The sequence below is a fragment of the Streptomyces sp. NPDC001852 genome (assembly GCF_042891825.1).
Taxonomy (GTDB): domain Bacteria; phylum Actinomycetota; class Actinomycetes; order Streptomycetales; family Streptomycetaceae; genus Streptomyces.
This window is the reverse complement of record NZ_JBIATN010000033.1, coordinates 44,074-64,730: the sequence shown is the minus strand read 5'-3', so window position 1 is coordinate 64,730 and position 20,657 is coordinate 44,074. Positions and strand designations below refer to the sequence as shown.

Here is a 20,657-nt window from a genome sequence, read left to right as displayed (position 1 = left end):
GCGAAGGCTCCTCAGAGGGCGAGTTCGGGGCGGTGGTGGTCCAACCACAGGGCAAGGTCGACGACACGTTCCAGACGCAGGCGGTGGCCCCACTCCAGCCGGTCGGGTGGGGTGTCCAGGCAGGGCTTGATCCGGGTCTCGTCGGCCAGGGCCCGGACCTGTTCGGTGGCGAGCGCGTCGCGGGCCATGTCCTGCAGGCCGCGGTTGTAGTCGGGGTGGTGGGTCGCCGGGTAGTGGTTCTTGGGCCGGTACAGCACCGAGTCCGGGGCGAGGCTCGTGCCGATGGCGCGGAGCAGGCTCTTCTCACGGCCGTCGAAGCTCTTCAGCGCCCAGGGCGTGGAGAAGGCGTACTCGACGAGCCGGTGGTCGCAGTACGGCACCCGCACCTCCAGCCCCTGAGCCATGCTCAGCCGGTCCTTGCGGTGCAGGAGCTGGCGCAGCCAGCGGGTGAGGGACAGGTGCTGCATCTCGCGTTGCCGGTGCTCGGCGGGACTCTCGCCGTCCGTGTGCGGTACGGCGGCCAGCGCGCTGCGGTACGTGTCATCGCGGAACTCCCCGATGCGGAGGTTGAGTTCGGGGTTGAGCGGCATGGCGGCCTCGTCGCCGATTACCAACAGCCACGGGAAGGTCTCGGCGCTGAGCGCCTTGGGGTTGTGGAACCAGGGGTAGCCGCCGAAGACCTCGTCGGCAGCCTCGCCGGACAGGGCGACGGCGGAGTGCCGCCGTATCTCGCCGAACAGCAGGTACAGCGAGGTGTCCATGTCGCCCACACCGATCGGCGAGTCACGCGCCACGACGACCGCCTTGCGGTGCTCGGGGTCGAGCAGAGCACGCGGGTCCAGGACGACGGTGCTGTGGTCGGTGCCGATGAATGCGCCGGCCTCGATGGCGTACGGGGTGTCGTGGCCGGTGCGCAGGACGTCGCCCGTGAACTGTTCGGCCTGGTCGCTGTAGTCGACGGCGTACGAGCGGATCCTCGCCTCCGTCCCCTCGCGCAGCCGTAGTTCGTCGGCGAGCAGCGCGGTCAGGACGGTGGAGTCGATGCCGCCGGAGAGCAGGCTGCACAGTGGGACGTCGGCCTCGAGCTGGCTTCGGGCCGCCGCGCTTACCAGCGAACGGACCCGCTCCACCGTCGTGTCCTGGTCGTCGCCGTGGTCCCTGGCCTCAAGCTGCCAGTAGCGGCGCTCGCGGACGCCATGCCGGTCAAGGACCAGCAGCCCGCCGGGCTCGACCTCCCGTACCCCGGACCACACCGTCGGCCCGGTGTTGAACAGCAGGCTGTACGCCTCCCGCAGCCCGTCGGCATCCACCCGAGGCTGGATCTCGGGGTGGGCGAACAGGGCCTTGGGCTCGGAGGCGAAGGCCACACCGCCGTCGACGGCCGCCCAGCACAGCGGCTTCACGCCGAGCCGGTCACGCACCAGCAGCAGCCGCTGCGCCCGCTCGTCCCAGACCGCGAACGCGAACATGCCCTCCAGGTGGTCGGCGACGTCCTCGCCCCACTCCGCGTAGGCGCGCAGCACCACCTCGGTGTCACTGCGGGTGCGGAAGACATGGCCCCTGCCACGCAGCTCGGTCCGCAGTTCGTGGTGGTTGTACACCTCGCCGCTGTAGGTGAGCACGATGTCCGGCTGCTCGGGACGGTCGGCCATCGGCTGCACGCCGCCCTCGAGGTCGATGACGGCCAGGCGGCGATGGCCGATCGCGGCACGCTCGCCCAGCCAGACGCCTCCGGCATCGGGGCCGCGGGGCGTGAGGGTGGCGGTCATGGCCTCGATGACCGGGACCTGGCTGCGGGCGTCGTGGTGGAAGCTCGCCCAGCCGGTGATTCCGCACATACGGGTGACTCCTTGCTCAGCGATGGGCGGCGGACGCCGCGTCGGTGGTCTTCTCCGGCCCGGTGGCCGGGCGTCGGGCGGGCAGTGCCAGCAGAGGTACGGCGAGACAGGCGGCGGTGGCGGCCACGACGAGGGCGGCGTGCACGCCGTCGGCAGGTCCGGCAAGGCCCCAGGCGGCGGTGGCCAGGGCCGGGCCCAGGGTGAAACCGAGACTGCGGGCGAACTGGACGGTCGAGCCAACGGTCGCGGTCCACTCCGGCGGGGCGGCACCCATGACCAGGGCCTGGGTCGGGCCGCCGTTCAGGCCCATGCCGATGCCGGCCAGCGCCAGCCGCCAGGCGACGTCCAACGGTGACCAGTCGCCGCCCAGCGGAACGAGGAGAACCAAGCCGGCGGCGGTGAAGGCGACGCCGGTGACCGCTGTCGGCCGGGCGCCGTACCGGTCGGCGAGGCGTCCGCCGAGCGGTCCGGCCAGGCCCATACCGAGCGGGAAGGAGAGCACGGTGAGCCCGGTGGTCGTGGCACTGACGCCGTCGTCGCGCTGGAGGTGCAGGGCGACGACGTAGTGCATGGCCGCGAAGCCGGCCGCCAGCGCCAGTACCGCCCCGTGTGCCCGGAACAGTCCCGCGACACGCAGCACGCCGGTCACCGGACGCCCGCCCGGACCGCGCAGCCACCACCACAGCGGCGGGACTGCCGCGAGCGCGAGCACCAGCCACACCGGACGGTCCGAGGCCAGGGTCAGCGCCAGCAGCAGGGCCGCTACACCGGTGGCCGCCAGGAGGGCGTCTGCTGCGGAGCGCCGGTCGGGCCGGCGCAGGGCGCCGTCCGAGGGCAGCGCGCACCAGGCCACGACCAGGGCGAGCGCACAGAAGGGGATCTTGACGAGGAAGACGGCGTGCCAGCCCAGATGGTCCAGGAGCAGCCCGCCCACGGCCGGCCCGGTCACCGCCCCGAGCGGGCCCAGGGTCGCGGGCACGCTCATCGCACGTCCTCGCCTCTCGGGCCGTACGGAGCGGATCGCGAGGACTGGCATCAGCACGAACAGCACCGCGCCGAACGCGCCCTGCGCGATGCGGGCGGCGATCAGCCAGGCAGCCCAGGGAGCGGCGGCCGCCAGTGCGCTGCACAGGGCGAAGCCGGCGGTCGCGACGAGTACGGCGGAGCGCATTCCCACGCCGTCCAGCCAGCGGCCGACGGGCAACAGCAGTGCGACGACGGGAAGCTGGTAGCCGAGCACGGCCCACTGGGCGGTCGCGGCGGAGACGTGCAGGCCGTCGGCGATGTCCGCGAGAGCCACGTTGACGATGTTCATGTCGAGCATCGCCACGAACGAGAGCATGCCCGCCACGGCCACCAGCAGCCAGCGGTCCTCGCCGGCAGAGCCGTCGGGTATGTGCCCGGGCTGTTCCGAACCGGGTCTGTGGTCTGTCACCTTTCCGCCCCTCACCTTCGTGGGCGGGCTGCCGGAAGGCAGCCTCGTCCCACAAGTCGGGAGGGATCGCGCGTGAGTTCCCGGACCTGTCCCAAAAATCGTGGCGGGAAGGCTGGAAGTAGCCCCGTCGGCCAGTTGAGCCCCACGAGGAGCATCGGAATCAGCTTGCTCACGGCGGAACTTCAGGCTCGGCTCATCCGACTACTGAGGTGACGGCGACAGCCTGAACCTCCGCGTTCACGCGAACGTACGTCACGCCGAACCCCCCATCAGCTTCCAGGAGTTGCGCCATGGCCCAGAAGCAGTACAACGTCACCGGAATGAGCTGCGAGCACTGCGCGGCCAGCATCAGGGAAGAGGTCTCCGAGGTACCCGGGGTGAGCGAGGTCGCGGTCGACCTCTCCGCCAACGCCGTCACCGTCCACGGCACGGAACTCGAAGACGAACGGCTGCGCGCCGCGATCGTCGAGGCCGGGTACGGCATCGCGGACCCGGCCGCCGCCTGACCGAAACCCGCAGACCAGGAAGGACGGCACCACCCCCGCCGTCCTTCCCCACCGTGTTCAGGCGCCGGTGTGCGTCTCCACTGCCACAGCCGGCTCCGCGTCGGCGGGTGCCCGGTGGTCGAAGGCGATCAAGGGATCCCCGGTGAGGGGGTGGTCGACCACGGCCGCCCGCACCCCGAACACCTCCGCCATCAGGGCGGGCGTGAGCACCTCGCGGGGCGGGCCGGAGGCGACGACCGAGCCGGCGTGCAGGACGTGGAGGCGGTCGCAGACGGAAGCAGCCGCGTTGAGGTCGTGCAGCGACACCAGCGTCGTACGGCGCTGGGCACGCAGCAGGGCGAGCAGTTCGACCTGGTGGCGGATGTCGAGGTGGTTGGTCGGCTCGTCGAGGACCAGGACGTCGGGACTCTGGGCGAAGGCCCTTGCGAGCAGGACGCGTTGGCGCTCACCGCCGGACAGAGCCGTGAACCGGCGACCCGCCTGTTCGTCCATGCCGACGTCCGCCAAGGCACGGGCGACGATGTCCCGGTCGGCGGCGTCCTCACCGGCGAAGGCCCGCTTGTAGGGGGTGCGGCCCATGGCGACGACCTCGCGCACGCTCAGCTCGAAGTCGTTCCCCCGCTCCTGCGGGAGAGCGGCCACGCGCCGCGCCGACTCGACCGGGCTCAGCTCGCGCAGATCGGTGCCGGCCAGAAGTACGCGCCCGGCGGTGGGCTTCAGGTGCCGGTAGACGGTGCGCAAGAGCGTGGACTTGCCGCTGCCGTTCGGACCGACCAGGCCGGTGATCTCACCCTCGGCGGCGATCAAGTGGGCGCCCGCGACGACCGTACGGCCGGCGTAGGCGACGTGCAGGTCCTCGATGTCGATCCTCAACTGCCGCTCCCCAGGCGCCGGTCCAGCAGATACAGCAGGGCCGGAGCCCCGAGCAGCGAAGTGACCACGCCCACCGGCAGCTCCTGTGTGTCCATGGCCGTACGGCAGACGATGTCGACCACCACCAGCAGCACCGCCCCGAACAGGGCCGAGAGCGGCAGCAGGCGCCGGTGGTCGCCGCCGACGACCAGGCGGCAGACGTGCGGCACCATCAGGGCGACGAAGGCGATCGCGCCGGAGACGGCGACCAGGACGCCGGTCAGCATGCTGGTGACGGTGAAGAGTTCGCGGCGCAGGCGGGTGACGTCGATGCCGAGGCCGGCCGCCGTCTCGTCGCCCATCAGCAGGGCGTTCAGTCCGCGGGCGCGCGCCTGCAGCCAGAGCAGAGCGACGGGCACGGCGACGGCGGGAACCGCGAGCATCTGCCAGTTCGCTCCGCTGAGGCTGCCCATGAGCCAGAACAGCACGCTGTGGGTCTGCTGCTCGTCCCCGGCCCGCAGCACCAGGTAGCTGGTGAAGCCGGAGAGGAACTGGCCGATCGCCACTCCGGCGAGCACCAGGCGCAGCGGTGCGAAGCCCCCGCCGCGCCGGGCCACCGCCCACACCAGTGCAAAGGTGGCCAGCGCACCGGCGAAGGCCGCTCCGGACAGGCCAAGACCCAGCGCCCCGCCCCCGAGCACGATCGCGGCGACCGCACCGAGGGAGGCCCCGTTGGAGATGCCCAGCAGGTACGGGTCGGCCAGCGGATTGCGCACCAGCGCCTGTACGGCCGTACCGACGACACCGAGCCCGGCACCGACGAGAGCGGCGAGCAGGGCGCGCGGAACGCGAAGTTGCCACACGATCAGGTCGTTCGTGCCCGGCCGCGGCGCCTCACCGGACAGTCTTCGCCACACCACGCCCCACACCTCGCCGGGCGGGATGGACGTCGAGCCCCAGGCCACCGCGGCCGTCAGCGCGGCCAGCAACACCACTGCGAGGACCACTGCCAGCGGTGTCGCGGGCAGACTGCGCTCTTCCGAAGCCGAGGCTTTCCGGCGCACCAGCGTGGAGGACATGGTCAGCCGACCTTGCCCGGGTAGAGCGCCTTGGCGATCTCCTCGACCGTGTCGGCGTTCTCGACTCCCGCGATGGTCGTCTGCTCGGAGCCGACGCGCAGGAGGTGGCCTTCCTTCACTGCCTTGAGGCCCTTGGTCGCCGCGTTGGACTTCAGCCACTGTTCGGCCTCGTCGAACGCCTTCTTGTTCGCCGCCTCGCTGCCCCGGTTGCGGACCCCGAGCTGGATCCAGTCCGGGTTCTTGGCGATCACGTCCTCCCAGCCGACCTGCTTGTAGTCGCCGTCGCAGTCGGCGAAGACGTTGCGGGCCCCGGCCAGGGTGATCACCGCGTTGGCGACCTGGCGGTTGCAGGTGACGGAGGGCTGCTTGGTGCCGGCGTCGTAGTCGAAGAAGAAGTACGTCGGCCGCTTGCTCTCCGCCGTGCCGCCGACCGCCTTCTGGACGGCGTCCACCTTCTCCTTCATCCCGGCGACGAGTTCCTTCGCCCGTGCGCTCGTGCCGGTGACCGCGCCGAGAGAGGTGATGTCGGCCTCCACCGCGGACAGGTCGGTCACCGGGCTCTTGCTCTGTGCCGCGCAGGCGGTGGACTTCAGGTAGATGTGCTTGATTCCGGCGGCCTGGAACTCCTCCGGCGTCGGCGCGTCCCCCATACCTCCGCCGCCCATGCTGCCCATGGAGGCGAAGGTGTCGATGTACAGGTCGGCGCCGGAGCCGAGCAGCTTCTCCTTGGGGATGACGGTCTGGCTGAGCACCTTCACCTTCTGCGCCTGCGTGTCGAGCGTGCCGGGCAGGGTGCCCTTGCCGGGCGGGAAGCCGGTGCCGATCACCTTGTCGCCGGCGCCGAGGCGCAGCAGCAGCTCCAGGCTGGAGGCGTTGCTGGTGACGATCTTCTTCGGGGCGGCGGAGAAGGTGGTCTTGGCGCCCATGCAGTCGGTGACGGACACCGGGTAGGCGCCCGAGACGGAGTCCTTGGCCTTCCCCGCGCTCTCGCTCCCCGTGTCCTTCTCCCCGCCGCCGCAGCCAGCCGCCAGCAGGCCGCCGAGCACGACGGCCGCCGCAGAGCCCCACACACGAGAACGCATCGAACAACTCCCGGATCCACTCGGTACGCGGGCGAACCTCCGTCACCCGCTCCAGAAGTCGGAGCGAACACCACGCGAGTTCCCGTGAGTTCCCGCAAAGTTGGCGACACGGCTCAGGAGAACCGTTCCCAGGTGCTGACGAGGGTGTCGGTGCCAGGATTTCCGCAGTCGGCACCGACACCCTCCTGGAGCGTCAGGCCGCCAGTGCGGCGGGCCTCTCCGCCTCGTCGAGCAGGTCCATCAGGGCCGCCCGGGCGCGGGCCACGCGGGAGCGGACCGTGCCGACCGGGCAGTCACTGACCTCCGCGGCCTCCGCGTAGGGCAGGCCGAGCAGCTGCGTGAGGATGAACGCCTCCCGACGGTCATCGGGCAGCGAAGCCAGCAGATCGAGCAGTGCGATGCCGTCGTCGAAACCGGGCAGGTCGCACGGCTGAGCCAGCTCAATGGCTGCACGCCAGTCCGGTACGTCCGACTGACGCGGCCGGGCTGCGGCGTACCGGTAGCTGTCGATCACCGCGCGGCGGGCGATGGACAGCAGCCAGGCCCGGGCCGAGGAACGCCCCTCGAACCGGTGCAGGCTGCCGAGCGCCCGCAGGAACGTGTCCTGGGCCAGATCGTCCGCAGCCTGGGGATCGCCGCAAAGGTGGGCGACGTAGCGCTGGACGTCGCGGTGCAGGGCGCCCACGAACAGCTCGACCGCGTCCGCGTCACCGCCTCGGGCGGCCAACGCCCATGCGGTGATCGATTCGTCGGGCGCTGCCGGCTGGTAGCTCTTGGCGCGCGACGTGGGCAGGGCAGTGGTAATCACCTGGTGTCCTTCTCGGGTCAACCGTGATCCGGACCAGGGCGCGTCACAGCGCGCGGTCCGGTGAAAGTGAGAGAGACGGCCCTACGACGTCGCTGTGGCGCGACAGCACCTGTGCGGTCGTACGGCCGTGGCCCGAAGCACACACGGGCAGCCCGGCAGCCTCGGGAAACCAGCTGTCTTCAGACGACAGCCGTTCCCACCGGCGGACCCCGAGAAGTGATCGCGTGGACGAGAAGGAGGAGACGCGGCGCCCGGTCCGAGCGTCGGCGCGGCAGGCGGACGCGCGGGCGGTCCGGGGTGAGGGGCGAGGCGAACAGGAGCCTCAGCGGTGCCGCCAGCCATCCGGCCACCGCCCGCAGGATCCGGAAGGTGGCCCTCTCGCCGTAAGCCAGCCACAGCCCGCACAGCAGCGCGGCGAGCAGGTGAGCGGCGAGCATGCCGAACGACGACGAGCCGCCGCCCATGGAGTGCCCCATGTGCCCCATCTGGCTCATGTGGTCCATGTGACTCATGTCCATGTGCCCCATGTCCATGGAGCCCATGCCGCTCATGTCCACGGAGGCCGAACCTCCGGATGCCGATTGCGCGTAGGAGAACGCCTCGTGCAGCACGGCTTGGGCGGCAACCACGGCCGTCACGATCAACGGCAGGCCACGTTCACGCCCCGCCAGACACCAGCCGACGGCACCGGTCACGGCCCCGCCGGCGGCCATCGCCCACGCGGGTACGTCGCTCCCGGACATCAGGACGTGGCCCAGGGCGGCGAGCAGCACACAGGCGGCCGCGAACACCGCGGCCCGTATCGTGCGAGCACACCACCCTGCTGTCATGGCGCCTCATCCTCGCATCCGGGCTTCGGCCGTCATGCGTGGGTACGGAAATCCACCGGGCACCACACTCAATACCCAGCCTGTGATCCATACCACGACGCCACGCCGGAACTGGCGAGGGTTCCTACCCGACTTCTCCTCGGGAAGCACTTCCCGGGCGAAGGTTTTCGGCGACAGTGACCCCGTCGAGGCCGAGTTGCCCCCGGAGGGGCTGCTGATCAGGAGGCTCCGTCGGCGGAGCGGATCACCACTGCGATCGACTTGACCGGCGCGCTGCGCTCGAAGTGCAGTGTGAACGACACCAGGTCACCCTCCTGCCACCCAGTGCGCGCCCGCAGGGTCAGGTCCACGCCGTGCGGGGACATGGACAGCTCGCCACCGGCAGGGACGGTGACAGAGTTCACGTCGGCCTTGTACGCGGCCCCGCCGGCGGTGGTGCGGTGACGGCTGAGGGTGATCTCTCCGCGCGTGTCGGTGGACGTCACCTTCACCAGCCGGTCGTCCGCGCCGCCGAGGTTGGAAACGTCGAAGAACGCGGCGGTCTCCGTGTTGTCGCCGTAGGGCAGGAAGACCCGCCCGGACGTGACGGCGATCCGTGCCGGGCTGCCCGCCTTCCCGGCCCCGACCCAGGTGGTCAGGCCACCCAGGGCGAGGCTGCACGCGGCCACGGGCACGGCCGCGGCGAGCAGTGTGTCGGTCAGCCGGCGGCGCGACGGCCGCCAGGGGTTCTGCTCGGTCACCGGGTACGCCTCCGGGCGGACGAGGGCTGCCAGGCGCGCAGTCGCAGGCTGTTGCCGACGACCAGCAGCGAGCTGGCCGACATCGCGGCCGCGGCGAACATCGGGTTGAGCAGGCCGACCATGGCGAGCGGCACGGTGACGACGTTGTAGCCGAACGCCCACACGAGGTTGGCGCGGATGGTGCCGAGCGTGCGTCGGGCCAGCCGGACCGCGTCCGCGAGGGCCTCGATGTCGCCGCGCACCAGCGTCACGTCGGCCGCTCCGATGGCCACGTCGGTGCCGCTGCCCATGGCGATGCCGAGGTCGGCGCCGGCGAGGGCGGCGGCGTCGTTGACGCCGTCGCCGATGACCGCGACCCGGTATCCCTGCCCCTGCAGGTCCCGTACGAGGTCGGCCTTGCCCTCGGGGGTGCAGCGGGCGTGCACCTCGTCGACACCCAGAGCCGACGCCACGGCCTGCGCGGGCGCTTCCCGGTCACCTGTGGCGAGCACCGGGCGGACGCCGAGCCGCCGCAGGCGGTTCACGGCACGGTAGCTTCCGGGGCGTACGACGTCCCCTACCTCGATCAGGGCCTCGGCCACACCGTCGACGCGGACCAGAACGGGTGTGTGGGCGGCGGCCTCGGCCCTGGACATGGCGTCCTCGAGGACCGTGGGCAAGTCATCGTCCGGCACGAGGACTTCGACCAGGCGGCCTTCGACCCGTCCGCGCACCCCCTGCCCCGGTGTGGCGCCGAACTCGGTCACGTCCGGCGTCGCCTGTCCCTGCGCGGCCCGCCCGGCATACGCGGCGATGGCCCGGCCCAGCGGGTGCTCCGAGCCCTGCTCTACCGCGCCCGCCAGCCGCAGCACCGCCTCCTTCCCGAGCCCGCCGGGCACAGCGGTCACCCGGGCGACACTCATGTGGCCGGAGGTGAGGGTGCCGGTCTTGTCCAGCACGACCGCATCGATGTGCTGCAGCCCCTCCAGAGCCTGCGGTCCACTGACCAGAACGCCCAACTGGGCGCCCCGGCCGGTCGCGGCCATCAGCGCCGTCGGGGTCGCCAGGCCGAGTGCGCAGGGACAGGCGACGACGAGGACCGCCACGCACGCGGTGACGGCCGCCTGAGGATCGGCTCCCGCACCGAGCCAGAAGCCGAGCGCCGTGACGGCCAGCGCCAGCACGACGGGTACGAAGACACCGGCCACCGAGTCGGCCAGCCGCTGCGCCCGCGCCTTGCCCGCCTGCGCCTCGGTGACCAGGCGGGTGATCCGGGCGAGCTGGGTGTCGGTGCCGACGGCGGTGGCCCGTACGAGCAACAGGCCGCCGGCGTTGACGGCCCCGCCGACCACGGCCGAACCCGCACCCACTTCAACCGGCTCGCTCTCACCGGTGACCAGGGACAGGTCCACGGCCGAGGCGCCCTCCACGACCTCGCCGTCGGTGGCGACCCGCTCTCCGGGCCGTACGACGAAGACCTGTCCGGCACCCAACTGCTCGATCGGAACCAGCCGTTCGGTGCCGTCCTCGCGTACCGAGACCTCCTTGGCAGCGAGCTGGGCGAGCGACCTCAGCGCCGCCCCCGTCCCGCGCCGGGCACGCGCCTCCAGGAAACGGCCGGCCAGAACGAACAGCGGCACGCCCACAGCCGCTTCCAGGTAGATGTGCGCGGCGCCCTCCGAGGCCGAGGGCACGAGGGTGAACGGCATCCGCATCCCTGGCCCACCGGCACCGCCGAGAAAGAGCGCGTACACCGACCAGGAGAAAGAGGCCACCACACCCAGCGACACCAGGGTGTCCATTGTCGCCGCCGCGTGCCGCAGCCCGCGCACCGCCCGCACATGGAACGGCCAGGCTCCCCACACCGCGACGGGCGCCGCGAGCATGAAGCACATCCACTGCCAGTTCCGGAACTGAAGGCCGGACACCATCGACAGCACCAGCACCGGCAGCGCGAGCAGCGCGACGATCACCAGCCGGTCGCGCTCCTGCCGGGCGCCCTCGCCCTCGGCGTCGTCCTCGCGCTTCTGCTTCTTGGGCGGCTCGGGCAGGGCAGCCGTATAGCCCGCCTTCTCGACGGCCGCGACGAGGTCCGCAGGACTGATCTCCGCCGGATGACTCACCCGGGCCCGCCCGGTGGCCAGATTGACGGTCGCCGTAACCCCGTCCAGCTTGCCGAGCTTCTTCTCGACCCGCCTCACGCAGGCCGCGCAGGTCATGCCGCCGACGGTCAGGTCGGTCGTGACGAGGGTGCCCACGGGTTCCGCTCCCATCAGTGGCCTCCCCCGTGCATGTCGCCCATGTCGTCGACGCCTCCGCCTGCGCTGCCGTCGCCGCCCGGCCGTGCGCCGGTGCCGTGCATACCGGGGGCGACGGGTCCGGCGGCGGCACCGACGGCGTACGACGCCGCGAAGATCAGCGCCAGCAGGAGAAGGAACCCGCACAGGGCAGGCGGTGGGACCAGCTTCCGCAGTACCGCACCCGCGTCGGAGGAGGATTGCCGGGATTCGTCCATCAACCGCGTCTCCAGATCACGTCGTACGGCGCCGGTCGGATCGAGCCGTACCGCTTCAGGAGTCGGGCCGCCGGACGCCCGAGTTCCGGAGCACACCTATGACACACGTCACATAACGAACAACCGTGCTCTGGCGTCGCGCGTCGAGGAACGGGTGCCCTGCCGACGGTTTCCGGGTTCCGGCTGTCGGCAGGGCACCTGCGCTATTCGGCCCGGGATCCCGTGGAGCGGCCGCGCAGGACGGCGAACACGGCCGCTGCCAGGCCCAGCACGCCCACGACAAGCCCGGCGATGCCGAGGCCACGGGCGGTCGAGTCGCTGCTCGAAGCGGTCGACTTGGCGCTCGCGGAGCTCTTCGAGTTCGCCGGCGAGCCGGTCGAGGTGCTGCCGCTCTCGTCCGCGCCCTTGGCGGTGAGCTTGAGGACAGGAGCCGGGTTCTCCGGCTCCTGTCCGCCGGAGGGCGTCTCGATCCAGCGGACGGTCTTGCCGTCGGAGTACGTCTGGAGGGCCTTGAAGGTCAGCTGGTCGGTGTCGTCGGGCAGCTGCCCGAAGGCGACGTTGAAGTCCTCGTACTGGCCCGGCGCGATCTTGCCGCCGGTGAAGGTGATCTCGGAGACGGCGTCGGTGATGGTGCCGTCGTCCGTCTTGAGGGGCGTCTTGAGCTTGGTGTTGGTGACCTGGGCGCTCCAGCCGTCCTGCGGGTGGACCAGCACCCCGAGGACGGGGTGGTCGGTGGGCAGGAAGACCTGGACCTTGGTGGTGGAGGCCGTGTCCTCCTCGTTGGGGACACGGAAGGTCAGCACGCCGTCGGTGGCGCCCTTGGCGTAGCTGTCGGGGTGGACGGTGACGTGCGCCGAGGCCACGCCCGCGGCAGCGAGAAGTCCGGCGGCGGTCAGGGCCGTGACGGCGCCGGCGCGGCGCAGGGTGGTGCGGGTCCTGGACATGAGGTGAGGGATCTCCGTACGGAAGAAGGGATGTCGGTTCAGATCGCGTACGACAGCGCGTACGACATCCCGGGCGGCGGCCCCCGCCGGTGAACGGCGTACCTCAGCCGCACCTGCCGCACCGCCCACGGCTCACCGGCAGCCCGACGCACCAGCTCCGGCTCGGCCGGTGCGCGCCACGCCCCGCCGGCCACCTGCCACCAGGCGGCAAGCCCCGGCACGAACGCGACCGCCCACCGCAGCAGCGACCACAGTGCCGCCTCACCGCGCCGCAGCCACCAGGTCAGCAGCAGGGCCGCCCCGGCATGCGCGGCGGTGGCGTGCGGTGTCACCGCATGGGGCGCCTGGACCATCCGCATGCCGTGCATGACCATCACGGCGTGATCGGGCTCGGCGACGTGGAAGACAAGGTGCAACCCGCCCTGGGCGGCCAGGGTCCCCGCGCCGATGGCGGCCAGAGACCGCTCACGGCCACCCAGCAGACAGCCCGCGGCGAAGACCGGCACGAACCCAGCAGCCTGCACCCACACCGTCGGCGCCATGCCCGTGGCCATGGCATGCCCTCCGGCAGCGAGCAGCACGCACAGCACGGCGAACACCGCCGCGCGCACGCTCCGCACCGCCAGGGACACACTCACGGCACCTGATGCTGCCACGCGTCCAAAGGATCTCTCCCCCGGCCCAGGCACACGCATCACCGCCCACGGACTCGTACCTGGTGGACCTGCCTCCTCCTTACGAGTCGGACGCGGGTGCCGTTCAGTTCCCAGCCACCTTGGCGAAATCGAAGCATCGGTAGCACTCCAAGGAGCACGGGCGCACACCCGCCACCTCCGCGCTCCCTGCACCCGACGGGGTGGCGCGTCCGCCGCATCCACACCGGGTATCCCCGGGGCAGTCCCCCGCGGCCACCCACCGGTCCGTTCCGTCCTGACACCGGAGTGCCACAAACCCCATCCCACGGAGGTGGATCAGCATGACCGACACCAGCGGGCTGGAACCCGTCGCCACGTTCTGCGGCAACTGCAACTGCGGCTGCCCCCAGCTGTTCGTCGACCCGGCCGCCCCCACCGACCGCCGCATCATCCTGACCGACGACTTCGGCCAGCAGGTCCAGATGAGCGCCGACCAGTTCTCCTCGATCGTCGCCGACGCCAAGGCAGGCAAGCTGGACGGTATCGCCTGACCAACCACCGCAGGACACCGCGAAGGCGGCCCGCACGGGCGACTCCCTGCTCCAAGTCGCCGCACGACGCCGGGCCGCCCCACCCTCCCGACCGGCCGACTGATGGCCTAGTCGTTCAGCCACCAGCCGGACTTCATTCAGCCCGACGACCCGTTCTGGACCGCGCTCACCGCGATCGTGGCGGCTGCCGGGGGACGGCTCCCCTCCGGGCGGCAGGAGACCGGGAGATCCGCCTGATGACGGCGACGCCGACACAAGCGGCTGATGCCGAGTCCCGAATCGGCGCAGCGGGCGTTCTCTCCCTGGTCATGGTCCACCGCCGAGAACCTTCCCGGAGCTGGGCGTAGCGTGAAGTGACGGGTGCCTGTCCGGACTCGTACTGCAGCGAGCGGATCCGGGGCACGGGTCTCGGCAAACCGGTGAGCCCAGAGCCCTTGCATAATCACCTCGGGTGAGCCGGTTAAGGGTCTGGAAGAGTCCAATGCCGATCACAGCCTCGGCACCGGCCTGGGCGCCCACCCCAGCATCGCTCTGCCTGGAGCGTCCGCCAGGTTCCTCGTGGACCGGGAGACGAAAGGCCACTCATGCCTCGATCCATGCGCGCGCTCGTAGCCGTAGCGGCCGGCGAGCCCACCGATGTCCTGCGGCTGGAATCCCGGCCTGTTCCCACGCCGGACGCCGGTCAGGCGTTGATCCGTGTGAAGGCGACCCCGGTTCACGCGAGTGATCTGCACGTGCTGCGCGGCCGCTACGGCTTCTCGCCGGAATTTCCCGCTGTCGGGGGCTACATGGAGTGCGTGGGCCGCATCGCTGACCTGGGCCCGCAGACCGAGGGGCTGAAGGTCGGTGAGCGCGTCGTGGCCGCCGTGATCCCGGCCGTACCCGGGCCCCCGGTGGCAGGCACCTGGCAGGAATACCTCGTCGCCGACTCACACAGGCTGCTGCCGGTTCCCGACCAGCTGAGCGACTCCAGCGCCTGCCAGCTCGCCGTCAATCCATTGACCGCGCTGCTCCTCGTCACGCGCGAACTCGACGTGCAGCCGGACGAGTGGCTGTTGCAGACCGCCGCGGGCTCCACCGTCGGCCGGCTCGTGATCCAGCTGTCCCGGCATCTGGGGATTCGCACGATCAATGTCGTGCGCCGACGTGCTGCTGTCGAGGAGATCACAGCGCTCGGTGGAGACGAGGTCATCTGCACAGAGGACGAGGACTTGGTGCAGCGCGTCGCTGAGATCGCGGGACCGGCTGGCGTGCGGAAGGCCATCGACTGTGTCGCAGGCCCCGTCGGCGCCCAAGTGTCCCAGGCACTGGCTCCGCGTGGAGAGCTGCTGGTGTACGGCGCGCTCTCCACCCACCGACAGACCGACCCAGCGGCGCTGACTATTCCGCTCCAGGCCCGCTCGGTCATCTACGAGACCAAAACACTCCGTGGGTTCTGGCTGAACCGCTGGCTCGGCAGTGCCTCGTCGGAGGACACGCTGGACGCGCTGGCCCAGGTGCGCGGTCTCGTTGCCGATAGGGTGCTGAGCATCCCCCCGGGCCAGCCGTTCCCGCTCGAAGCCTTCGCAGAAGCCGTCGCGCTCGCCGAAGCACCCGCACACGGCACCAAGCCGCTGTTCGTCTTCGACGAAAGGCGGGACGAAGGTGACGGGTAAGAAGCCGCCCTGCTGGTGCGCTGGCGGTGCGGCCACCTCGTGCCGGCCGCCAGATGAAGCCTCTGCTGCTCAAGCGGGCCAGCCCCTGCGTCAGTGTTCTTCCGGGGAGTCATGGGCGTTCGACTTTGCAGAGGCGAAGTCTATGACCTGTTGCTCGCCAAGGGCCCCAGGCTGCATCTACCGCAGACATGTGTCATCACTGCGCCCTCGCGTCGAGTGCTCGGTGGAACAGAACCCGAGGGATACGGCGCCACCGCCAGACACTGCAGCACACCCGCTCGAAAGCCCCCGCCGGCCACGTCTGCAGGGGCTTGCCGTCGAACGCCTCTCTCACAGGCGCTGTCACAAGCCCCTATGAGCGGGGTCCTGGCGGTAACTGTCTGACCAGGTGGAAGACCTCCCGGGCCGCGTAACGTTTGAGGCATCGGACGATTTCGCGCCGGGTCTTGTGCCCTCCTTGATCCGGCGCTCGTAATAGTCCTGGGTGCGCGGGTCGACCCGCAGACGGGTGAACCCGATGCGGTGGAGCGCGGCATTTGCCTGACGGTCGCCACCACGGTTGAGGCGACGGAACTGCCGGCGTCCCGAGGAACGCTCGACAGGACTGACCTCGCACAGCGCAGCGAAGGACGCCTCACTGTCCAGGCGTTCCGGGTTGTCCCCCACCGTGATCAGCAACGTAACCGCCGTGTCCGGACCGATCCCCACCACGTCGAGCAACTGCGGGGCATGGCACTCCACGAGCCGCGCAAGACGAGCCTCCACGTCCCGGATCTCCTCGGAGAGCTGACCGATCCGGTGAGCCAGCAGACCCAGCGTGATCCGGGCGGCTTGCACCACCGACTCCGCGCCGACCTCCTCGCCACCACGCGCATGAGTGAACTGTGCGCAAGTACGGAAGGGTTCGGCATTGCCCAGTCCGGCCAATTCCTCCCGCAAGACGGGGTCCGCAGTGACGAGTACGGCCTTGAGTTGATTGATGGCCTGGGTGCGGGCTTTGACGGCCGACGCCTTCGTGAGTTTGTACATTCTCGCGATCTGCGGCACGCCGTTGTTGGCTAGGAGCGTGTCTCAGTAACCGGCAACCCGCGTGTGTCTTGTGATCATTCATGCAGGGAGATCCCGATATGCGTGATGGGACGGGCCGTTCGAGCTGGTTGTCACGCTGTGGAACAGCCTGATCTCCGACACAGCCTGATCGAACAGGACCCCGCCTTTGACCGTCCCCGCCATAGTGGGCACATGCATTTGATCAAATATGGCCACGCCTGTGTGCGCCTGGAAGCGGACGACCGGGTGCTGGTGATCGACCCGGGGACGTTCTCGGAGGCCGAAGCGCTCGACGGGGTCGACGAGGTGCTGGTGACGCACGAGCACCCCGACCACCTCGACATCGCCAAGCTCGTGGCGGCGAGTCAGAGCAACTCCGCGTTCCGGGTGTACCTGCCGTCGGCAGCGGTCGAGTCGGCCCCCGAGCTGGGCGGCGCGGCAGTCGCCGTCGACGCAGGGCAGCGGTTCACGGCGGCCGGGTTCGCCGTCGACGTCGTGGGCGGGGCACACGCCGAGATCTACGACGGCCTGCCCGGCTGCGCCAACGTCGGTTTCGTCGTCGACGGCACGGTCTACCATCCGGGCGACTCGCTGTACGTCCCGCCGTCGCCGGTGGAGACGCTGCTCGTGCCGGCTGCCGCACCCTGGCTCAAGCTCTCCGAGACGCTGGACTTCGTGCGGGCGGTGCGGCCGAAGCGGGCGTTCCCGATCCACGACGCCACGCTCAACGAGCTCGGCCAGGAGTACTTCGACGGCTGGTTGGACTTCAAGGGCGGCACCGAGTACGCGCGCATCCCGGTCGGAGAGTCCGTGACAATCCGCTAAGAGCGTGTCTCAGCAGCCGGCAGCCTGCGTGTGTCTCGTGATCATTCATGCGGGATGATCCCGGTATGCGTGATCAGGAGGGGCTGTTCGAGGCCGAGCCGGTCGAGCCAGAGCAGCCGCGGGCGCGTGCGGCAGCGGTGGGCAAGAAGTTCCGGGCGTTCGACCCGGGCCAGGTGCTGCTCCTGCCGCCGTCGCTGGACGAGTGGCTGCCCGAGGACTACCTGGCCCGGTTCGTCGCCGACCTGGTCGACGAGGCGCTCGACCTGTCCTCGTTCCTGGCCGACTACACCGAAAAGCGCGGCTACCCGCCATACGACCCCAGGCTGATGGTGCGCCTGCTGATCTACGGCTACACCACCGGGGTGCGCTCCTCCCAGGCGATCGAGCGCCGTTGCGTGGACGACGTCGCGTTCCGGTTCCTGGCTGCCGACCAGGCCCCGGACTTCCGCTCGATCGCCCGGCTCCGCCGCCGCCACCTGGACGCCCTGGCGGGCCTGTTCCTCCAGTCGCTTCACCTCGCGCAGAAGCTCGGCATGGTCAAGATGGGCCGTGTCGCTCTGGACGGCACGAAGCTGGAGGCCAACGCCTCCAAGCACAAGGCGATGAGCTACGGCCGGCTCATAGACAAGGAGGAACGGATCGAGGCTGAGATCGCCGCCCTGGAGGCCGCCACCGCCGCCCTGCTTGCCGATGCCGAGGCGACCGACGCCGCCGAGGACGCCCGGTCCGGCGTCGATGGCAAGGACACGGATCTGCCCGCCGAGCTGGACCGTCGCGAGAGCGCCTCGCGCGGTTGCAGGCCGCCCGCGCCCAGATCGAGGCCGAGGCCGCCGACAAGGCCCGCAAGCACGCCCAGGAAAAGGAACGCCGCCGCCAATAGCGCACCGGTAGCAGCGACGAGCAGGCCGTCATCGACGCCGGCGAGGAGGCCGCCGCCAAGGCCCGCCCGAAGCCGAAGAACCAGGCAAACTTCACCGATCCCGACTCGCGGATCATGAAGAACAGCAACGGCGCCTACATCCAGGCCTACAACGCCCAGGCCGTCGTCGACGAGCAGCACCAGATCATCACCGCCGCCGACGTGACGACCTGCGCCTCCGACGCGCCGAACTACACGAGCAGGCTCGACCAGTCCGCCGCCAACACCGGCACTCACCCCAAGCAGGCCCTCGTGGACGCCGGGTACTGCTCCGATGCGAACCTCGAAGCCGCCAGGGACCGCCAACTGTCCTGCGGCACCGACACGTTCATGGCCACCGGCCGACTCGGCCACGACGAGCACGTCCCGCCCGCACCCCGCGGACGCATCCCCAAGGATGCGACCCTAAAGGACAAGGCCATGAAGTTACGGGTGGGGTCGTGGCCGCAAGTGGGGTCTGATCTGGAAAGACGCCGGACGCGAGAAGCGGAGCCCCGGTAGAACTGGCTCGTCCGCCAAGACAAGTCGTTCACAAAGACCGGAGGCTCCGCTGTCCGGACAGTCTGTCATCACGCGTGAAATCGCGGTAGCCGAAGGCGTCTTCGCCCCGGGACATCTGGGCGAGTTAACCCAGGTCGTGCCCTTCGAGATGGTCGATGCGGTCCTCGCCGAGTGCGGGGCGGTGCAGCAGCGGCTGCGGAAACTGCCGGCCCGGGTGGTGGTCTACCTGCTGCTCGCGGCCACGCTGTTCGAGGAATGCGGCTACCCGGCCGTGTGGCGCAAGCTGACCGGTGCCCTTGAGGCCCTGCCACTGCCGACGGTGACCGCGACCGCACTGTGGCACGCCCGCACCAGGCTCGGCGCACGCCCGCTGCAGGCCCTGTTCGACCTGCTGCGCGGCCCGGCGAGCGCGATCCGCACCACCGGGACCCGCTCGGCCGGACTGCTGGTGGTCGCCATCGACGGCACGTACCTGGACGTCGCCGACGACGCAGACGTGCGCGCCCGGCTGGGCAAGGGAGCCAACCAGTACACCGCCGCCTCCGGCTACCCGCAGGTCCTGCTGGTCGCCCTGGTCGCCTGCGGCACCCGCGCGGTCATCGACGCGGTCTTCGGCCCCCGCAAACCCGGCGAGCCCGTCCTGGGACGCCGCCTGCTGCGCTCACTGCACCAGGACATGGTCCTACTGCTGGACCGAGGCTTTGCCACCAACGTTTTCCTCCAAGCCGTGGCCGGCACCAGTGCCGACTTTCTGGCCCGGCTCTCCGCAACGCGCAAACCGCCCGTCCTGCACCGGTTCGACGACGGCTCCTTCCTCTCCCAGATCGGCACGGTCCAGGTCCGCATCATCGAATGCGAGATCACCATCGCCACCACCGCCGGACGGCACAGCGGCGTCTACCGCCTGGCCACCACCCTGCTCGATCCCCACCGCTATCCAGCCTTCGAGCTGGTCAGGCTGTACCACGAGCGATGGGAAGTGGAGTCCGCCTACTTCGCGATCAAGAAGTCGGTGCTCGGCCGACGCGTGCTGCGGGCCCGCACCCTGCCGGGCATCGCGCAGGAAATCTACGCCCTGCTGACCGTCTACCAGTCGATAAGGATCGCCATCGCCGACGCCACCAGCACCGTCCCCGGGGCCGACCCGGACCGGGCCAGCTTCAGCATCGCTCTCCACACCGCCCGCGACCAGGTCGTCCAGGCAGCCGGCGTGATCGCCGGCACCACCATCGACCTCGTGGGCGCCATCGGCCGGGCAGTTCTCAACAACCTCATGCCCGCCCGCCGACTGCGCCTCGGTCCCCGCGCCGTGAAGCGTCCGATGTCCCGCTATGCCTACAAGAGCCTGCGCGTCGACCGACACACCTACAAGGCCACCGTCAGCATCGACATCCTGTTGACAGCACCCATCAGCCCGTAAACTTCATGGCCTTGCCCTAAAGGAGCGCTTGGCCCGCAAACTGCGGACCAAGCCCGGTCGGAAGGCCTACAGCCGCCGCAAGGCCATCGTCGAACCCGTCTTCGGCCAGATCATGACCTGCCAGAACGGCCGCCAGCTCCTCCTGCGCGGCGAGGAGGGCGCCCGAGGCGAGTGGCAACTGCTGGCCGCCTGCCACAACCTCCGCAAGATCTTCCGCCACACCGGACCCGACGCTCTCGCCGCCGCGATCGCCTGAACGACCCAGGCCGGGCCGACCGGCCCCAGCCGAGCCGGTCACCCAGCGGCAAGCCCGACCACCCGCCACCGGCACACAGGACCGGACAGACACCCGGCAACCGGCGATCACACCCACCCGGCCAGTTGCCGTTACCGACCCACGCTCCTAGGAAGGTGAAGCACGACGAGCGGGCGTCGTAGAGCCTGACGTGACGGAGGCCGAGAAGCTATGCGTGCTGGATCTCAGTGGTTCCGC

The 20,657-nt window shown here is 70.4% G+C and carries 18 protein-coding genes and 2 pseudogenes; 7 read left to right on the top strand and 13 right to left on the bottom strand.

Annotated elements, in window-relative coordinates:
- Positions 1–11: 11 nt before the first annotated feature.
- Together asnB and ACFYZB_RS38895 are read right to left on the bottom strand one after the other, a co-directional pair.
- Positions 12–1,838, bottom strand: coding sequence for an asparagine synthase (glutamine-hydrolyzing) (gene asnB / locus ACFYZB_RS38900; RefSeq protein WP_388766502.1), 1,827 nt, complete (start codon positions 1,836–1,838; stop codon positions 12–14).
- Positions 1,839–1,854: 16 nt separating this feature from the next.
- Positions 1,855–3,273: an MFS transporter gene (locus ACFYZB_RS38895; protein WP_388766500.1), complete on the bottom strand. Its 1,419-nt coding sequence runs from the start codon at positions 3,271–3,273 to the stop codon at positions 1,855–1,857.
- A 290-nt stretch (positions 3,274–3,563) separates the two neighbouring features.
- Here ACFYZB_RS38895 and ACFYZB_RS38890 point away from each other — a divergent pair, with 290 nt between their 5' ends.
- Complete coding sequence (locus ACFYZB_RS38890; protein WP_388766498.1) at positions 3,564–3,779, top strand: heavy-metal-associated domain-containing protein; 216 nt, start codon at positions 3,564–3,566, stop codon at positions 3,777–3,779.
- 57 nt (positions 3,780–3,836) lie between these two features.
- Here the strand turns inward: ACFYZB_RS38890 and ACFYZB_RS38885 are convergent, their stop codons facing one another.
- The 10 genes from ACFYZB_RS38885 to ACFYZB_RS38840 all read right to left on the bottom strand — a co-directional run bounded on the left by ACFYZB_RS38885 (position 3,837) and on the right by ACFYZB_RS38840 (position 13,246).
- Positions 3,837–4,652, bottom strand: a complete 816-nt coding sequence (locus ACFYZB_RS38885; protein WP_388766497.1) for an ABC transporter ATP-binding protein — start codon at positions 4,650–4,652, stop codon at positions 3,837–3,839.
- On the bottom strand, positions 4,649–5,710 hold the full coding sequence (locus ACFYZB_RS38880; protein WP_388766496.1) for a FecCD family ABC transporter permease: 1,062 nt from the start codon (positions 5,708–5,710) through the stop codon (positions 4,649–4,651). The genes ACFYZB_RS38885 and ACFYZB_RS38880 overlap by 4 nt, the downstream gene beginning before the upstream one ends.
- 2 nt (positions 5,711–5,712) lie before the next feature.
- Complete coding sequence (locus ACFYZB_RS38875; RefSeq protein ID WP_388766494.1) at positions 5,713–6,792, bottom strand: ABC transporter substrate-binding protein; 1,080 nt, start codon at positions 6,790–6,792, stop codon at positions 5,713–5,715.
- Positions 6,793–6,985: 193 nt separating this feature from the next.
- Positions 6,986–7,600, bottom strand: coding sequence for a sigma-70 family RNA polymerase sigma factor (locus ACFYZB_RS38870; protein ID WP_388766493.1), 615 nt, complete (start codon positions 7,598–7,600; stop codon positions 6,986–6,988).
- Positions 7,601–7,779: 179 nt separating this feature from the next.
- Complete coding sequence (locus tag ACFYZB_RS38865; protein ID WP_388766492.1) at positions 7,780–8,430, bottom strand: hypothetical protein; 651 nt, start codon at positions 8,428–8,430, stop codon at positions 7,780–7,782.
- Positions 8,431–8,648: 218 nt separating this feature from the next.
- Positions 8,649–9,170: a copper chaperone PCu(A)C gene (locus ACFYZB_RS38860; RefSeq protein ID WP_388766490.1), complete on the bottom strand. Its 522-nt coding sequence runs from the start codon at positions 9,168–9,170 to the stop codon at positions 8,649–8,651.
- A complete protein-coding gene (locus ACFYZB_RS38855; RefSeq protein ID WP_388766488.1) occupies positions 9,167–11,422 on the bottom strand; it encodes a heavy metal translocating P-type ATPase in 2,256 nt (751 codons plus the stop codon). The genes ACFYZB_RS38860 and ACFYZB_RS38855 overlap by 4 nt, the downstream gene beginning before the upstream one ends.
- Positions 11,422–11,664, bottom strand: coding sequence for a hypothetical protein (locus tag ACFYZB_RS38850; RefSeq protein ID WP_388766486.1), 243 nt, complete (start codon positions 11,662–11,664; stop codon positions 11,422–11,424). The genes ACFYZB_RS38855 and ACFYZB_RS38850 overlap by 1 nt, the downstream gene beginning before the upstream one ends.
- Before the next feature lie 203 nt (positions 11,665–11,867).
- Positions 11,868–12,608, bottom strand: a complete 741-nt coding sequence (locus ACFYZB_RS38845; RefSeq protein ID WP_388766484.1) for a YcnI family protein — start codon at positions 12,606–12,608, stop codon at positions 11,868–11,870.
- Positions 12,609–12,646: 38 nt separating this feature from the next.
- The gene (locus ACFYZB_RS38840; protein ID WP_388766483.1) at positions 12,647–13,246 is read right to left on the bottom strand and encodes a hypothetical protein; all 600 of its coding nucleotides are present in this window, start codon (positions 13,244–13,246) and stop codon (positions 12,647–12,649) included.
- A gap of 338 nt (positions 13,247–13,584) precedes the next feature.
- On the opposite strand from ACFYZB_RS38840, the gene ACFYZB_RS38835 reads away from it, so the two are divergent.
- A complete protein-coding gene (locus ACFYZB_RS38835; RefSeq protein WP_388766481.1) occupies positions 13,585–13,794 on the top strand; it encodes a hypothetical protein in 210 nt (69 codons plus the stop codon).
- Between the two features lie 596 nt (positions 13,795–14,390).
- Entirely contained in the window at positions 14,391–15,449 is a 1,059-nt protein-coding gene (locus tag ACFYZB_RS38830; RefSeq protein WP_388766480.1) for a zinc-dependent alcohol dehydrogenase family protein, read from the top strand.
- A gap of 342 nt (positions 15,450–15,791) precedes the next feature.
- Here ACFYZB_RS38830 and ACFYZB_RS38825 read toward each other — a convergent pair whose 3' ends face one another.
- Positions 15,792–16,496, bottom strand: coding sequence for a transposase (locus tag ACFYZB_RS38825; protein ID WP_388766479.1), 705 nt, complete (start codon positions 16,494–16,496; stop codon positions 15,792–15,794).
- Between the two features lie 195 nt (positions 16,497–16,691).
- On the opposite strand from ACFYZB_RS38825, the gene ACFYZB_RS38820 reads away from it, so the two are divergent.
- The 4 genes and pseudogenes from ACFYZB_RS38820 to ACFYZB_RS38805 form a co-directional block, all read left to right on the top strand.
- Positions 16,692–17,324 (top strand): MBL fold metallo-hydrolase, encoded by a 633-nt coding sequence (locus ACFYZB_RS38820; protein ID WP_388766478.1) that lies wholly within the window; start codon positions 16,692–16,694, stop codon positions 17,322–17,324.
- A gap of 83 nt (positions 17,325–17,407) precedes the next feature.
- Positions 17,408–18,738, top strand: a pseudogene (locus ACFYZB_RS38815) (IS1182 family transposase); the annotation flags it as partial.
- Between the two features lie 55 nt (positions 18,739–18,793).
- Positions 18,794–20,164 carry an IS4 family transposase gene (locus ACFYZB_RS38810; protein WP_388766569.1) on the top strand — a complete coding sequence of 457 codons (1,371 nt, stop codon included), beginning with the start codon at positions 18,794–18,796 and terminating at the stop codon, positions 20,162–20,164.
- Positions 20,165–20,177: 13 nt separating this feature from the next.
- A pseudogene (locus ACFYZB_RS38805) lies at positions 20,178–20,420 on the top strand (transposase); the annotation flags it as partial.
- Between the last annotated feature and the right edge of the window lie 237 nt (positions 20,421–20,657).

Excerpts from the sequence above, each read along its gene's own strand:
- asnB (WP_388766502.1), bottom strand. The coding sequence starts at position 1,838 with ATGTGCGGAATCACCGGCTGGGCGAGCTTCCACCACGACGCCCGCAGC.
- ACFYZB_RS38890 (WP_388766498.1), top strand. The coding sequence starts at position 3,564 with ATGGCCCAGAAGCAGTACAACGTCACCGGAATGAGCTGCGAGCACTGC.
- ACFYZB_RS38880 (WP_388766496.1), bottom strand. The coding sequence starts at position 5,710 with ATGTCCTCCACGCTGGTGCGCCGGAAAGCCTCGGCTTCGGAAGAGCGC.
- ACFYZB_RS38875 (WP_388766494.1), bottom strand. The coding sequence starts at position 6,792 with ATGCGTTCTCGTGTGTGGGGCTCTGCGGCGGCCGTCGTGCTCGGCGGC.
- ACFYZB_RS38865 (WP_388766492.1), bottom strand. The coding sequence starts at position 8,430 with ATGACAGCAGGGTGGTGTGCTCGCACGATACGGGCCGCGGTGTTCGCG.
- ACFYZB_RS38855 (WP_388766488.1), bottom strand. The coding sequence starts at position 11,422 with ATGGGAGCGGAACCCGTGGGCACCCTCGTCACGACCGACCTGACCGTC.
- ACFYZB_RS38850 (WP_388766486.1), bottom strand. The coding sequence starts at position 11,664 with ATGGACGAATCCCGGCAATCCTCCTCCGACGCGGGTGCGGTACTGCGG.
- ACFYZB_RS38845 (WP_388766484.1), bottom strand. The coding sequence starts at position 12,608 with ATGTCCAGGACCCGCACCACCCTGCGCCGCGCCGGCGCCGTCACGGCC.
- ACFYZB_RS38835 (WP_388766481.1), top strand. The coding sequence starts at position 13,585 with ATGACCGACACCAGCGGGCTGGAACCCGTCGCCACGTTCTGCGGCAAC.
- ACFYZB_RS38830 (WP_388766480.1), top strand. The coding sequence starts at position 14,391 with ATGCGCGCGCTCGTAGCCGTAGCGGCCGGCGAGCCCACCGATGTCCTG.
- ACFYZB_RS38820 (WP_388766478.1), top strand. The coding sequence starts at position 16,692 with ATGCATTTGATCAAATATGGCCACGCCTGTGTGCGCCTGGAAGCGGAC.